Source organism: Bradyrhizobium sp. NC92 (genome assembly GCF_025200865.1).
Taxonomy (GTDB): Bacteria; Pseudomonadota; Alphaproteobacteria; order Rhizobiales; family Xanthobacteraceae; genus Bradyrhizobium.
The window spans coordinates 666,910-680,838 of sequence record NZ_CP104171.1 but is presented as its reverse complement, the minus strand read 5'-3'; the positions used below and the strand labels follow the sequence as shown (position 1 = coordinate 680,838).

Genomic DNA, 13,929 nt, shown 5'->3' with positions numbered 1-13,929 from the left:
TCAGCTGAGCGCCACGTTGACCGCCGATTCCGGCAGCTCCGCATTGAAGCAGCGCTGATAGAACTCGGCGACCAGGGGACGCTCGAGCTCGTCGCACTTGTTGAGGAAGGTGACGCGGAAGGCGAAGCCGATATCGCCGAAGATGTCGGAATTTTCCGCCCAAGTGATCACCGTGCGCGGGCTCATCACCGTCGACAGATCGCCATTGGCGAAGGCGTTACGGGTGAGATCGGCAAGGCGCACCATCTTGTTGACGATGTCGCGGCCTTCCTGGGTGCGATAATGCTTGGCCTTGGCCAGCACGATCTCGACTTCCTCGTCGTGACTGAGATAGTTCAGCGTGGTGACGATCGACCAGCGGTCCATCTGGCCCTGGTTGATCTGCTGGGTGCCGTGATAGAGGCCCGAGGTGTCGCCGAGGCCGACCGTGTTGGCGGTCGCGAACAGGCGGAACGCCGGGTGCGGCTTGATCACCTTGTTCTGGTCCAGGAGCGTCAGGCGTCCCGAGACTTCCAGCACGCGCTGGATCACGAACATCACGTCCGGGCGGCCGGCGTCGTATTCGTCGAACACCAGCGCGACGTTGTTCTGCAGCGCCCAGGGCAGGATGCCGTCGCGGAATTCGGTGACCTGCTTGCCGTCGCGGACCACGATGGAGTCCTTGCCGACGAGGTCGATACGGCTGATGTGGCTGTCGAGATTGACGCGCACGCAGGGCCAGTTCAGGCGTGCCGCGACCTGCTCGATATGGGTGGATTTGCCGGTGCCGTGATAGCCGGTCACCATCACGCGGCGGTTGCGGGCGAAGCCGGCGAGAATGGCGAGCGTGGTGGCGCGGTCGAAGCGATAATCGGAATCGACTTCGGGCACGTGAGGATCGACTTCGGAATAGGCCGGCACTTCGAGATCGCTGTCGATCCCGAACACCTGGCGCACCGACACCTTCATGTCGGGCTGACCGGAAACTTCCTCAACTTTGGACAGGGCGGCGGTCGTCATCAATCCTCCGAGGTCCCGGGCCGTCCCGAAACCGGTTATTCGCACGTTGGCTGCGGCTGGGTGCTGAAAATCAACCTATCAGAGACAACGAGCCGGCAGAAGCCCGCCCACCAATCAAAGTTCCGTTGTCTTTTCATTTAGATAGGCAAGGAGCGCGGTTTTTGGAGGGCTGCCTTGCGAATCACGCCCAAATTCGGGCGGGTCGCGCCGTTCCGTGCGAATGGTTACTTTGGCCGTATGCGGTTACTTATGTAGGGTCCGAAGCTCCCATGCTCCAGCCCTTCAAGAGACGACGTGACGTCCTTTCTCGATCCCCTCATCGCCTTCGTCTCCGCCCATCCGTGGCTGGCCTACCTGACCCTGTTCCTGGCGGCGCTGCTCGAAGCCGTTCCGGTGGTGGGATCGGTGATCCCGGGCTCGACCATCATCCTGGCGCTGAGCGCCCTGGTCCCCGGCGGCGAATTGCAGCTGCTGTGGGTGCTGCTCGCGGCCGCAGCCGGCGCCGTGCTCGGTGACGGATCGGCCTATTGGATCGGGCATAGGCGGCAGCGCGAGATCCTCAACACCTGGCCGCTGACCAATTATCCGCGCCTGGTTGCCGAGAGCGAGAATTTCTTCCACCGCTTCGGCACCTGGGCCGTGTTCTTCGCCCGCTTCGTGCCGCCGATCCGCGCTTTCGTGCCCGTGACAGCCGGCGCGCTGGGCATGACGCCCGCGAAATTCTATGCCGTGAACATCCCGGCGATCCTGGCCTGGGCGCCCGCCCATGTGCTGCCGGGCGTGCTGGCCGTGTCGGCGCTGCACGAATATGCCGGGCTGCATCATCACGGACATGTCGGCAAGCACGTTTGGATCTTGACGGTGGTAGCCGTCGCGATCGTGCTGGGCGTAGCCGTGTGGATCTATCGCCGGCGGAATGGTGATGTCGCGGCGAAGACGCCGCAGGCCTAGTTCGGCAGCACGACTTGTTTTCACTGCGGCGGATTGAGCAACACCCAGAGCCGTGCGATTTTTCCACCTTCGACTTCGGCTACGTCGGCACCGGTCACTGCAATAGGGCCTTGCTCGGGTCCGGCATGCCAGGCCAGACGCGCCAAGCCATGATGCCCGACCGCAACCCCATCGGGTACGAACCTGAATGTCGGTCCGAACTGCTTCAGAAGCTCTCCGGCGACGCGCGATATCTCCAGGCGTCCCCGAACGATCTTCGTCGGCTCGTACATGACGGGCTCTTCAACGAACAACTCGGCAATGGCGGTCCGCCGCTTGTCCTCGTCCCGCTCGTTGAACACGCGCTCCAAATTGGCCCGTAGAAGTCGGTCGAACTCGATATCATTGGTGGTCATCTCGCAGCCTTTCTCATCTCGTTGGAGAACATCCTCGAAGCCATCAGCCGAACTTGACCAGGTTCAGCGCCGGAAGCGGACCGCCCGGAAACTGGGTCAGCCTGGCTCCGACCGCGAGCGAACCTAGATCGATGCCAAAGAATCCGAGCCGGTCGATCAGCGCGCCGACACTTGCCTTCGCATCGGCGTCGTCGCCCGAGTAGAACAGCACGCGCTTGCCGCCCTTGCTCGCCGGGTCTGTTGCGAGGAGCTGCGCCAAGAGGTGATTGAACGCCTTCACCACCCGCGCACCTTGCACCAGATCGGCGAAAACTTCGGACGAGGCGCGACCACCGAGCTCCGCCGGCTTGAACAGCGGCGCCTCGATCGGATTGTTGGCGTCAACGACGATGCGCCCGCCGAATGGCGGCAGGCCGGCAAGCGCATCAGGCAGCTTTGACCAGTTGACCGCAACGAAGACGATATCCTTGGCCGCAGCTTCCTCGCGGGTGCCGGCGATCACGAGCGGACCGATCTCGGCCACGGTCGTCCTAAGACTGTCCGGGCCGCGGCTGTTGGACAGGGTCGCGGCGATGCCATTGCGCGCCAGCGCCTGGGCGAGTGCGCGGCCAATATTGCCTGCGCCGATGATGCCGATGGTGGACATGGAATGCTCCGAGCTGTTTGGGATCAGGCGAGCTGATCGGTGGCCTAGAGATGACCCAAACATTGCCCTTTGATTAGGAGGATATTGCTCGTAAGATTTTCAACGATCACTTGCAAATGAGCCCATGGAAACACTGGCCAACCTGGAATCATTCATTCGCAGCGCTGAGTGCGGCAGCTTCTCGGAGGCTGGCCGGCGCCTTTTGCTGACTCCGGCAGCCGTCAGCCGCAACGTCGCCATGCTGGAGCGCAATCTCGGCGTCCGATTATTTCATCGTTCGACACGGAGGCTGACGCTCACCGAGGCCGGCGAGACGTTTCGCACAGCCATCGCCGGCCATCTTGAGGGACTGCAGGCCGCGATCGCCGGAGCATCGACCGGACGCGAGGAGCCGGCGGGCGTTCTCAAGATAAGCCTGCCGCCGACATTCGGCACAGCCCATATCCTGCCACTGCTTCCCGGCTTCCTGGCCCGTTACCCGCAGGTTCGCCCTGAGTGGCACTTCGAGAACCGTCAGGTCGATCTGGTCGGTGAAGGCTATGACGCCGCGATCGGAGGTGGGTTCGAATTGTTGCCCGGTCTTGTCAGTCGCACCCTTGCGCCAGCACACATCATCGCCGTGGCCTCTCCAGCCTACATGTCCGGGCGAACATCACCGACCAAGCCGGACGAACTGGCCGCACTGGATGGCATCGTCATGCGCTCGCTGCAGACGGGACGCATCCGGCACTGGTCGATGCGCGATGTTTCGGGGCGGGAAGTTCAAGCCCCACTATCTGAGTCGATCGTGGTCAACGATCCCGCTGCGATGCGCGAGGCGGCACTGTTGGACCTGGGCGTTGCCATGCTTGCCACCGCCGACATTCTTCCCGCGCTCGAAAACGGGTCGCTGCTACGCCTGGTGCCACGCTGGTACTGTGACGCTGGCGCAATCTCGATTTACCACGCATCGCGCAAGCTTGTGCCCGCGAAGACGAGAGTCTTCGTGGACTGGGTTGCCGACGCATTCAAGAAAAACAGGCTCGCCGAACGCTTCGCCGGAAGCCTGAGCTAACGGGACCGGCAAAGTATTCTACTCCGCGGCCCCCGCTCGCCGCCCCGGCGCCGGTCCCACATACCTTGCCCGCGGCCTGATCAGCTTGCCGAACTGCAATTGCTCGCTGGCATGGGCGATCCAGCCGACGCTGCGGGCCATCGCGAACAGCGCGAGCTCGCTGCCCGCGGGCAGGCGCAATGCGTGCACCAGCACGGCGAGCGCGTAGTCGATATTGACGAACTCACCGGTGGCTTCCGCGATCCGCTCCGGCACTTCCCTGGTGAATTTTCGCGGTGCGCCGGCGCGCGACAGCGCGTTCAGCAGCGACTGCGCACGGGGATCGCCGCGCTTGTAAACGCCGTGGCCGAAGCCGGCAAAGCGCTCGCCAAGCGCGACGCGTTCGCGCACAACAGGCGCGACATCGCGGTCGACCAGCGTCTTGACGAGCTGCGAGGCCAAGACGCCGGCGCCGCCATGCTTCGGCCCTTTCAACGCGGCGAGCCCGGCAATGACGGAGTCATAAAGGTTGAGGCCAGTCGAGGCCGCACAGCGCGTGGTGAAGGTCGAGGCGTTCAGCTCGTGATCGGCCAGCAGCACCAGCGCGCGGCGGATCAGATCGGGCGCGTGCTTGTTGTCCGCCGCCCAGGCGCGCGCGACCTGCTGATGCAGCGGCTCGGCCGAGGCTTCCGCATTGAGCATGGTCGCAACCAGCAGGCGGACGATGCGTGCGCCGACCATGGCGCGCCCATCGGGCGCCCGGGTGAAGGCGCGGGGATCGACGCTCGCCGCCAGCGCCAGCACGGCGATGGCGCGGTCGATCGGCGCCGCCCGGCGCGCGGCCGCCGCGATCGTGCGCATCTCCTCGGACATCTCGGGCTGATTATCCGGATCGAACGGATCGACGTCGGCGACATCCCACAGCAGCGTCGCCGTGTGCTCCAGCGTGTCGTTCTCTGAAAGATCGACGCAATTGACGCCGCGGTAGATCGCGCCCTCCTCGGTGATGGTCGAGATCTCCGTGTCCATCACCGGCAAGTCGGCATCGAAGCTGCGCAGGCCGCGCGGCTCCGGCGACGGCACGCGCCGTTCTTTGAGCGCGCGGACGTCCTCGGCGCGATAGCGGTTCTTGCGCGAGTCCGGCGTCGGCTCGGAGCGGATCAGGCCGCGGCTGACATAGGCGTAGAGGGTGGCCGGGGAGATCGCGAGCTCGGCGGCGGCTTCCCGGGCGGAGAGGTACAGCCCATCGGAATTTTTCATATTGATTTATGTAATCAAGATTGATCAACGTGTCGAGAGGCCTGACCTTATCCTCCGTGAACAGGAGATTTGGGCCATGAACATCCACCTCACCAAAAGCCAGATCGGGCTGGACGGCGTTCCCGCGGCCGAGACCGTGCTGAGCCATGTCGATGGCGAGCGCGGCGAGCTGATCATCGCTGGCGAGCATGTCGGCCGACTCGCCGCCATCTCGAGCTTCGAGGGCGTCACCGCCCGGCTCTGGAACGGCGCCAGCAAAACCACCCTCACCGAAGCCAATGTGCGCTCACACCTGGGCGCGGCGCGCGAGCGCGCCTTCACGCGGCTGCCGGACCTGCTGCCGGCGACGCGCGGCATGGGCGTCATCGACGGGTTCCGGGCGGCCGTCGCCGGACTTCGCGCCGAGCCCGGGCTGGAGCACGAGGCGACGATCGTCGGCGCATTTCCGGTGATCGCGGGCGCACTGGTGCGGCGCGCGAGGGGGCTCGAGCCGGTCGCGCCCGATCCCAACGTGAGCCATGCCGCCGACACGCTGCGCATGCTGCACGGGCGTTCGCCGGCCGCGCGCGAGGTCACGGCATTGGACGCCTATCTCGTCACCGCCAGCGACCACGGCATGAACGCCTCGACCTTCACCGCGCGCGTGGTGGCCTCGACGCAGGCCGATCTGTTCGCCGCCGTCACCGCCGGCTATTGCGCACTGACCGGTCCGCTGCATGGCGGGGCGCCGGAGCCGGTGCTGGAAATGCTGGACGCGATCGGCTCGCGCGAGCGCATTCAGCCCTGGGTGGATGCGGCGCTGGCGCGCGGCGAGCGGATGATGGGTTTCGGTCACCGCGTCTATCGCGTGCGCGATCCGCGCGCCGACGTGCTCAAGACCGCGGTCGAAGCGCTGGCGTCCAATGGCACCGACCTGCCGTTTGCCGGCGAGGTCGAGGCCTATATCCGCAGCGCCCTGCGCAAGAAGAATCCGGACCGGCCGCTGGAGACGAACGTCGAGTTCTTCACCGCGATCCTGCTCGATGCGCTGACGATCCCGCGGCAGGCGTTCACGCCGATCTTCGCGGTCGCGCGCAGCGCCGGCTGGACCGCACACGCGCGCGAGCAGCAGCGCACGGGGCGGTTGATCAGGCCGAGCTCGTCGTATGTCGGGGCGATGCCGGTGGCGTGAGGTGGCGCGGATCTCTCCGCGAGTCCGGGAATCGTAGGGTGGGCAAAGGCGCACTTGCGCCGTGCCCACCATCTCTCTCGAGGGAAAAAAAGTGTGGGCACGCTTCCGCCGTCGCTCTTCGAGCTATGGCGGACAAGTCGCTTTGCCCGCCCTACGACACTGCCGTCCGCGCGAAAACCGGGACGACACCGGAAGGTACCGCGAGTCCTACGCCTCGCGCACGACCGTCTTCAGATAATTGTACGCCTTGATGATCTCGATCAGGCGGTCTTCGGTCGAGCGGTCGCCGCCATTGGCGTCGGGGTGGTGCTGCTTCACCAGCGCCTTGTACTTGGTCTTGACGTCGGCGAGCGTGGCGCTGGGGCCGAGACCCATGACCTGGAGCGCCTTGCGCTCGGCGTTCATCACCTTGCGGGTCTCGGCCTTGGGCTCCGCTTCGGGGCCCTTGCGCCAGCTGGCGCGGCCGTTGATCTCGGAGAACATGCTGAAAGGATCGGCCGCCATGTCGATCTCTTCCGCGCCCTTCTTGCCGCCATTGGCGCCCATCTTCCAGGTCGGGCGGTGACCGGTCAGCGCATCCTTCTGGTAGCGCGCAACGGCTTCGGCATTCATGCCGGAGAAGAAATTGTAGTTCTGGTTGTACTCGCGCACGTGGTCGAGACAGAAGTGCCAATACTCGCGCTGGTTCTCGCGGCCCTTCGGCGCGCGGTGCGAGCCCTTGTTGGCGCAGCCCGCCCACTCGCAATTGACCGCGGTGTCGCGCGGCTTCACTTCCGGCTGCTTGCCCCGCGGCTTCACGCGGATGGAGTCGAAGAACTTTGATGAATCGATCGGCATGGCTGACTTTGACTACGCAATGCGAAAACCTTCAAGTCTTGACATTGCAATTCGCTGAGCACCCGGTCGCGACGAGCCTGGACGTCCGGGTATTGACGGGGTGCGACCGCGCACCTTAATGGCACACATGGCTATGAAAGACACTATCAGCAACAAGTTGCAGGAAGCTTTCACGCCCGAAAGCCTGCAAGTCGTCGACGAGTCACATTTGCATGAGGGCCACGCCGGCCATCGGGCGGGCGGCGAGACGCACTTCCGTGTGTATATCGTGTCTGCCGCCTTCAAAGGGAAGAGCCGGGTCGACCGTCATCGCATGATAAATTCGGCGCTCGCCGCGGAACTTGCCGGCAGCGTGCACGCGCTCGCGATCGATGCGCAGGCGCCAGGGGAAGGTTAGAACGACGTCCCGGCCCGTCTCGGCTTGGCCTCTTCCAGCTCGGCCTCGCGCGGCACCGGTGAAATACGGAGCGCGGTGATGCGGTTGCGCTCGCGGCGGAGCACGCGGAAGCGGAAGCCGTGGAAGGTGAAGCTCTGGCCGCGGTCGGGGATCGAGCGCGCCTCGTGAATGACGAGGCCGGCGACCGTGGTTGCCTCTTCATCGGGCAGATGCCAGTCCATGGCGCGGTTGAGGTCGCGGATCGGCACCGAGCCGTCGACGACGACGGAGCCGTCGGGCTGGCGGCGCACGCCGGCCACCACCACGTCATGCTCGTCGGAGATATCGCCGACGATCTCTTCCAGAATGTCTTCCAGCGTCACCAGGCCTTCAACCTCGCCATACTCGTCGACGACGAGCGCGAAATGGGTCTTGCGACGGCGGAACGCCTTGAGCTGCTGGGATATCGGCCGCATCTCCGGCACGAACCAGGGCGGCAGCATGATGGTGGAGACGTCGATGCGCGAGGTCTCGCCCTCCGACGCGCGGATGGCGCGCAACAGATCCTTGGCGTGCAGAATGCCGATGATGTTCTCCGGCTTGTCGCGCCACAGCGGAATGCGGGTGTATTCGGTGGCCAGCACCTCCCGCACCAGCTCCTCCGGCGGCAGGTCGGCATTGATCATCACCATGGCGGTGCGGTGAACCATCACGTCGGACACCGTGAGCTCGCCGAGGCGGAAGACGTTGTGAATGTATTCGGCCTCGCCGCTCTCGATCTTGCCGTGCACGGCCGATTCCTCGACCAGGCCTTCGATCTCCGAATCGGTCAGGATCTCGTGTTGCGAAAACTCCTGGACCCCGATCAGGCGCAGGATCGCGCTCGAGGCCGTGTTGAGGCACCAGCTCAGCGGATAGAACACCAGATAGGAGACATGCAGCGGGTATGCGATCCACTGCGACACCGGCATTGGCTCCCGGATCGCAAGCGTCTTCGGCACCTGCTCGCCGATGATGATGTGCAGCGACGAGAAGACCAGGAAGCCCGCCACGAACGAGGTGAAGTGCAGCGTGGCCTCCGACAATCCGAGCGGGCTGAGGACAGGGCTCAGCAGCGCCGACACGGTCGGCTCACCGATCCAGCCGAGACCGAGGGAAGCCATGGTGATGCCGAGCTGGCAGCAGGCGAGATAGGACTCGATATTCCCCATCATGGTCTGCAGCAGGCGTGCGCCGAAGCGGTTCTGCTCGACCATGGCCTTGACGCGGAAGCCGCGGCTCTTCACCAGCGCAAATTCCGCCGCCACGTAGAACGCGTTGGCAGCGAGCAGGAGGGCTGCAAGCAGAAGGTTGATCGAGATCGAACTCATGTTTGCCTCGCGACCGCCCCGGCATTCCCCGCCGTTTCGCGGGCGGCCGATCTGAACGGTCCCGCCATCACTGCGCGAGCTTCTCTTTCAGGAAGTCGCGCACCGGCGTCGGCTCGACGTCCTTTGCGATCACTGCGCCGCCCACCGCCTCCAGCAGGATGAAGGTGAGCTTGCCGCGCTTGACCTTCTTGTCCTGCGCCATCAGCGCCATCAGCGCGTCGGCATCGGCAAGCCCTTCCTGCGCAAAGCCCGCGATGTCCTGCAGACGCGTCGGCAGGCCGGCCTCGATCAGGTGACGCTCGACGCGGGCGGCATCGGCCGCGCCGATCATGCCGAGCTTCGCCGAGAACTGCGCCGCCAGCGTCATGCCGATGGCGACGCCCTCGCCGTGGAACAGGCGATCGGAGAAGCCGGTCGCAGCTTCCAGCGCGTGACCGAAGGTGTGACCGAGATTGAGCAGCGCGCGTTCGCCGGTCTCGCGCTCGTCGCGCGCGACGATTGCGGCCTTGGCCCGGCAGGAGGTCGCGATCGCATGCTCGCGAGCCGATCCGCCCCTAGAGATGTCCGCATGGTTCTTCTCCAGCCAGGTGAAGAAAGCCTCGTCGCCCAGCACGCCGTATTTGGCGACCTCGGCATAGCCGGCCCGGAACTGGCGCGGCGACAGCGTGTCCAGCACGGCGGTGTCGGCGACGACGAGCACCGGCTGGTGGAAGGCCCCCAACAGGTTCTTGCCCTGCGGCGAATTGATGCCGGTCTTGCCGCCGACGGACGAATCGACCTGCGCGAGCAGCGAGGTCGGCACCTGCACGAAATCGACGCCGCGGCGCAGGATCGCCGCGGCAAAGCCGGCGAGATCGCCGACCACGCCGCCGCCGAGCGCGATGACGAGATCGTTGCGCTCGATTTTTGCGGCGATCAGGGCCTCGCTGACCTTTTCGAGGCCGGCATAGGTTTTCGAGATCTCGCCTTCCTCGACCACGATGCGCGAGGTCGGAATGCCGGCGGCCGCAAGCGATGCTTCGGTCGGCTCGAGCCAGTGTTTGGCCACGGTGCGATCGGTCACGATCGCCGTGCGCACGCCGGGACGCAGCGCGGCGATGCGCTCGCCGAGCGAGGCCAGCACGCCGCGGCCGATGACGATGTCATAGGCGCGATTCTCCAGCGCGACGCCGACGTTGATGGGATCGGAATGCTTCAACGGCGCAGTCATCTTAACGCACTCGCAACGTCTTGAGGTGGTGGGGCGGACTGCTCGCCGCAGAGATGAGCACGCAGCGTCTCGATGCACTCCTCGACGATTTTGTCGTGGGGCACGTCGCGCGAGGCGATGGTGAGGTCGGCTTTGCCATAGACCGGCTCACGCTCGGTGAGCAGGCGCGTCACCGTCCCTTCCGGATCGGCGGTCTGGAGCAGCGGACGGTCGGCACGGCGGCGGACGCGGCGCATGATGACGTCGTGGTCCGCCCGAAGCCAGATCGAGACCGCCTTGGCGGCGATGCGGGACCGCGTCTCCTCGCGCATATAGGCGCCGCCGCCGGTTGCCAGCACCACGGGTCCATCGTCGAGCAGCCGCGCGATCACCCGTGTCTCGCCCTCGCGGAAATGCGCTTCGCCATAACGCTCGAAAATTTCCGGTATGGTCATGCCGGCCGCCGCCTCGATCTCCGTGTCGGCGTCGACGAAGGGCAGCTTGAGCCGGGCCGCGAGCCGCCGGCCGATGGTGGATTTGCCCACCCCCATCATGCCGACGAGCACGATCGAGCGCGCGCCGAGCGCCGACAGGATGTCGGCCTCGGGCGAAGCAGGAAGCGGCAACGCGGCGTCGGACATCGTCTTGCTCGACTGGATCTCGCTCGAACTGCCGCCAGATGCGGCATGCTTTGGCCACCTATACGACCCCATGGGGGCCCTCGCCAGAGGACTCTTGCCACGAAACGGCGAACATGTTGGATGATTTCATTGGTTAATTTGGCTGCCGAGCCCCTACCCGAGACTCCCGAACGATGCCGAGCCTGTTCCGCTTCCTGACGGTCGTTGCTGTGATCGCCGGCATCGTCTATGGCGTGGTCTTCGCGCTGGCGAACTTCGTCAATCCGAAGCCGCGGGAAATGACGGTGACGATCCCGCCGGACAAATTTCTCAAGAAATAGAAGCTAGCCTCCAGGGCATGCGCAACCCGCCCTCAGACGCCAAGCTCATCGGCCTGTTCCTCGACATGCTCGCAGCGGAACAGGGCGCCGGCCCCAACACGCTCGACGCGTACCGCCGCGACCTCACCGATTTCTCCGAATTTCTGGGCCGGGTCGGCCATACCTTCGTGGATGCCGAGACCCAGACGCTGCGCGACTATCTCGCCGATCTCGACACCCGCGGTTTCAAGTCCACCAGCGTCGCCCGCCGGCTGTCCGCGATGCGGCACCTCTACCGTTTCCTGCTGAACGAGCGCATCCGCGGTGACGACCCCGCGGCGATCCTGTCAGGCCCGAAGCGCGGCCGCGGCCTGCCAAAAGTGCTGTCGATCGCCGACGTCGACCGCATGCTCCGCCGCGCCAAGGAATTGAGCGAGGCGGAAGATGTCTCGCCCTCCAGGCGGCTGCGGGCGCTGCGGCTCTACTGCCTGCTCGAGGTACTCTACGCCACGGGCCTGCGCGTCTCCGAGCTGGTGGCACTGCCGCGCTCGGCGGCCAAGCGCGACGCCCGCATGATCGTGGTGCGCGGCAAGGGCAACAAGGAACGGCTGGTGCCGCTCAACGACGCTTCGCGGCAGGCGATGGCGGATTATCTCGCCGCGACGGAAGCAGCAAAGGCCGACAGGAAGAACAGCGTGGCAGCCTCGAAATGGCTGTTCCCCTCGTTCGGCGAGAGCGGACATCTGACGCGACAGCATTTTGCCCGCGACTTGAAGGAGCTCGCGGTCGCCTCGGGACTTCAGGCCCGGCTGGTCTCCCCGCACGTGCTGCGCCATGCCTTTGCCAGCCATTTGCTGCACAACGGCGCGGACCTGCGCATCGTGCAGACCCTGCTCGGCCACAGCGACATCTCGACGACCCAGATCTATACCCATGTGGTCGAGGAGCGACTCAAGAGCCTGGTGCGCGACCTGCACCCGCTGGCGGAGAAGTGAGGATAAGTGAGAGGTCTTCGTGCCCCGGACGCAGCGCAGCACGTCAGTGATGCGCTGCTGAGCCGGGGCCCAGGCCGCGCTGGGTCCCGCCTCTGCGCAGCAGCGCTATAAAAGCGCTGCAGCGCGTCCGGGACACGAGAGCCCAGCCAGAACTACGAGGAAACCGCCTTGACTTCGGCCAGATCTCCGCAGAAAGAGCCGGGGCCCAACGGCTGATTTGGCCGACTGCATCAGCGCACAAGCCAAACCATTGAAGACGCTACACTTCTTTCCGCAACCCCAACTCGCTTCGCTTCTCAAGCCCCGTCCCCTTATATTGAGTTGATGCAAGACCAGATGCGCAGCTATCTCGACTTCGAAAAGCCCGTCGCCGAGCTCGACTCCAAGGTCGACGAATTGCGCGCGCTCGCCGCCACCGGCACCGACATCAGCGACGAGGTCGGGCGGATCGAAGACAAGGCGGCGCAGGCGCTGGCCGACCTCTATGCGAACCTGACGCCGTGGCAGAAGACGCTTGTCGCGCGGCATCCGCAGCGGCCGCATTTCAACGACTTCATCAAGGGCCTGATCACCGAGTTCACCCCGCTGGCCGGCGACCGCAAGTTCGGCGAGGACGAGGCGCTGGTCGCCGGCTTCGGCCGCTTCCGCGGCGAGCCGATCTGCGTGATGGGCCAGGAAAAGGGCGATTCCACCGAGAGCCGCATCCGGCACAATTTCGGCATGGCGCGCCCCGAAGGCTATCGCAAATGCGTGCGGCTGATGGAGATGGCCGAGCGCTTCGGCCTGCCGGTGCTGTCGCTGGCCGATTCCGCCGGCGCCTATCCCGGCATCGGCGCCGAGGAGCGGGGACAAGCCGAGGCGATCGCGCGCTCGACCGATGCGTGCCTGGCGCTGACCGTGCCGAACGTCGCGATCATCACCGGCGAGGGCATGTCGGGCGGCGCCATCGCCATCACCACGGCCAACAAGGTCTTGATGCTCGAGCACGCGATCTACAGCGTGATCTCGCCGGAGGCGGCGTCCTCCATCCTCTGGCGCGACGGCACCAAGGCGCAGGAAGCCGCCAACAACATGAAGATCACCGCCCAGGACATGCTCCGCTTTGGCGTGATCGACGCCATCCTGAAGGAGCCGGTCGGCGGCGCCCACCGCGACCCCGCCGCCATGATCGCCACCACGGGCGAGGCCATCGCCAAGGCCTTCGATGAGCTCGGGAACTTTGATGGGGATGCCATCCGCAAGCAGCGGCGGCAGAAATTCCTCGATATCGGCCGGAAACTGGGCTGATTCGCCTCGATTCCGGTCACGTAGGGTGGGCAAAGCGAAGCGTGCCCACCATTTTACGCCTCGCAACGGACAGATCGTGGGCACGGCGCTTCGCGCCTTTGCCCACCCTACGAGACCTTTCGGGCAGCCCCCGGTAACCCCGCATTAACCCTTTTTTTGCCCAAATCGGCGATCTCAGTGACGGTTTGGCTGCAAGGTCCAAGTTACGGCCCAGTTTAAGTCTCTGTTGACCACACCTTTGGGCCAACGCCCTCGTGATCCCCGCTCGGGTTGCGACCACATGACCCAGAGGTTAGAATTTTAATCAATGGCTTCAGGGCATAAGCGCTGGAGCGGGGTCTGACCGGGCCCGTCTCGGCGGGTCGGTTTTCCGGTCGGATTGCGCTTCGGGAGAATTGGGGTTCGCGCTTCAATGCCCGGCACGGTGTGGGGTCCATCTTGATTTCTCGTTCGCTTGCTCGCGCGCTCTTGGCTTCGGTT

The 13,929-nt window shown here is 65.1% G+C and carries 15 protein-coding genes; 7 read left to right on the top strand and 8 right to left on the bottom strand.

Going from position 1 to position 13,929, the window contains the following annotated elements:
- Window positions 1–999 carry a cobaltochelatase subunit CobS gene (gene cobS, locus N2602_RS03175; protein ID WP_172786549.1) on the bottom strand — a complete coding sequence of 333 codons (999 nt, stop codon included), beginning with the start codon at window positions 997–999 and terminating at the stop codon, window positions 1–3.
- A 294-nt stretch (window positions 1,000–1,293) separates the two neighbouring features.
- Here cobS and N2602_RS03170 point away from each other — a divergent pair, with 294 nt between their 5' ends.
- Window positions 1,294–1,950, top strand: coding sequence for a DedA family protein (locus N2602_RS03170; RefSeq protein ID WP_260381733.1), 657 nt, complete (start codon window positions 1,294–1,296; stop codon window positions 1,948–1,950).
- Between the two features lie 20 nt (window positions 1,951–1,970).
- Here the strand turns inward: N2602_RS03170 and N2602_RS03165 are convergent, their stop codons facing one another.
- Together N2602_RS03165 and N2602_RS03160 are read right to left on the bottom strand one after the other, a co-directional pair.
- Entirely contained in the window at window positions 1,971–2,345 is a 375-nt protein-coding gene (locus tag N2602_RS03165) for a nuclear transport factor 2 family protein (protein ID WP_260381732.1), read from the bottom strand.
- A 43-nt stretch (window positions 2,346–2,388) separates the two neighbouring features.
- The gene (locus N2602_RS03160; RefSeq protein WP_260381731.1) at window positions 2,389–2,991 is read right to left on the bottom strand and encodes an NADPH-dependent F420 reductase; all 603 of its coding nucleotides are present in this window, start codon (window positions 2,989–2,991) and stop codon (window positions 2,389–2,391) included.
- Window positions 2,992–3,115: 124 nt separating this feature from the next.
- On the opposite strand from N2602_RS03160, the gene N2602_RS03155 reads away from it, so the two are divergent.
- A complete protein-coding gene (locus N2602_RS03155; protein ID WP_260381730.1) occupies window positions 3,116–4,045 on the top strand; it encodes a LysR family transcriptional regulator in 930 nt (309 codons plus the stop codon).
- An 18-nt stretch (window positions 4,046–4,063) separates the two neighbouring features.
- Here N2602_RS03155 and N2602_RS03150 read toward each other — a convergent pair whose 3' ends face one another.
- Window positions 4,064–5,284: a citrate synthase family protein gene (locus N2602_RS03150; RefSeq protein WP_260381729.1), complete on the bottom strand. Its 1,221-nt coding sequence runs from the start codon at window positions 5,282–5,284 to the stop codon at window positions 4,064–4,066.
- Window positions 5,285–5,360: 76 nt separating this feature from the next.
- On the opposite strand from N2602_RS03150, the gene N2602_RS03145 reads away from it, so the two are divergent.
- Complete coding sequence (locus N2602_RS03145) at window positions 5,361–6,455, top strand: citrate synthase/methylcitrate synthase (RefSeq protein WP_172786543.1); 1,095 nt, start codon at window positions 5,361–5,363, stop codon at window positions 6,453–6,455.
- Window positions 6,456–6,662: 207 nt separating this feature from the next.
- Here N2602_RS03145 and N2602_RS03140 read toward each other — a convergent pair whose 3' ends face one another.
- Window positions 6,663–7,292: a J domain-containing protein gene (locus tag N2602_RS03140; protein ID WP_036014711.1), complete on the bottom strand. Its 630-nt coding sequence runs from the start codon at window positions 7,290–7,292 to the stop codon at window positions 6,663–6,665.
- A gap of 118 nt (window positions 7,293–7,410) precedes the next feature.
- On the opposite strand from N2602_RS03140, the gene N2602_RS03135 reads away from it, so the two are divergent.
- A complete protein-coding gene (locus tag N2602_RS03135; RefSeq protein ID WP_260381728.1) occupies window positions 7,411–7,689 on the top strand; it encodes a BolA family transcriptional regulator in 279 nt (92 codons plus the stop codon).
- On the opposite strand, the gene N2602_RS03130 is transcribed toward N2602_RS03135, so the two are convergent.
- The 3 genes from N2602_RS03130 to N2602_RS03120 form a co-directional block, all read right to left on the bottom strand.
- The gene (locus N2602_RS03130; protein WP_172786541.1) at window positions 7,686–9,038 is read right to left on the bottom strand and encodes a hemolysin family protein; all 1,353 of its coding nucleotides are present in this window, start codon (window positions 9,036–9,038) and stop codon (window positions 7,686–7,688) included. The two genes, N2602_RS03135 and N2602_RS03130, sit on opposite strands and share 4 nt — an antisense overlap.
- Before the next feature lie 67 nt (window positions 9,039–9,105).
- Window positions 9,106–10,248, bottom strand: coding sequence for a 3-dehydroquinate synthase (aroB, locus tag N2602_RS03125; protein ID WP_260381727.1), 1,143 nt, complete (start codon window positions 10,246–10,248; stop codon window positions 9,106–9,108).
- Complete coding sequence (locus N2602_RS03120) at window positions 10,245–10,868, bottom strand: shikimate kinase (protein WP_172786751.1); 624 nt, start codon at window positions 10,866–10,868, stop codon at window positions 10,245–10,247. The genes aroB and N2602_RS03120 overlap by 4 nt, the downstream gene beginning before the upstream one ends.
- A gap of 173 nt (window positions 10,869–11,041) precedes the next feature.
- On the opposite strand from N2602_RS03120, the gene N2602_RS03115 reads away from it, so the two are divergent.
- The 3 genes from N2602_RS03115 to N2602_RS03105 all read left to right on the top strand — a co-directional run bounded on the left by N2602_RS03115 (window position 11,042) and on the right by N2602_RS03105 (window position 13,449).
- Window positions 11,042–11,188, top strand: coding sequence for a hypothetical protein (locus tag N2602_RS03115; RefSeq protein WP_035669499.1), 147 nt, complete (start codon window positions 11,042–11,044; stop codon window positions 11,186–11,188).
- A gap of 17 nt (window positions 11,189–11,205) precedes the next feature.
- Window positions 11,206–12,162, top strand: a complete 957-nt coding sequence (gene xerD / locus N2602_RS03110) for a site-specific tyrosine recombinase XerD (protein ID WP_260381726.1) — start codon at window positions 11,206–11,208, stop codon at window positions 12,160–12,162.
- Between the two features lie 324 nt (window positions 12,163–12,486).
- Window positions 12,487–13,449: an acetyl-CoA carboxylase carboxyltransferase subunit alpha gene (locus tag N2602_RS03105; protein ID WP_260381725.1), complete on the top strand. Its 963-nt coding sequence runs from the start codon at window positions 12,487–12,489 to the stop codon at window positions 13,447–13,449.
- Window positions 13,450–13,929: the final 480 nt, after the last annotated feature.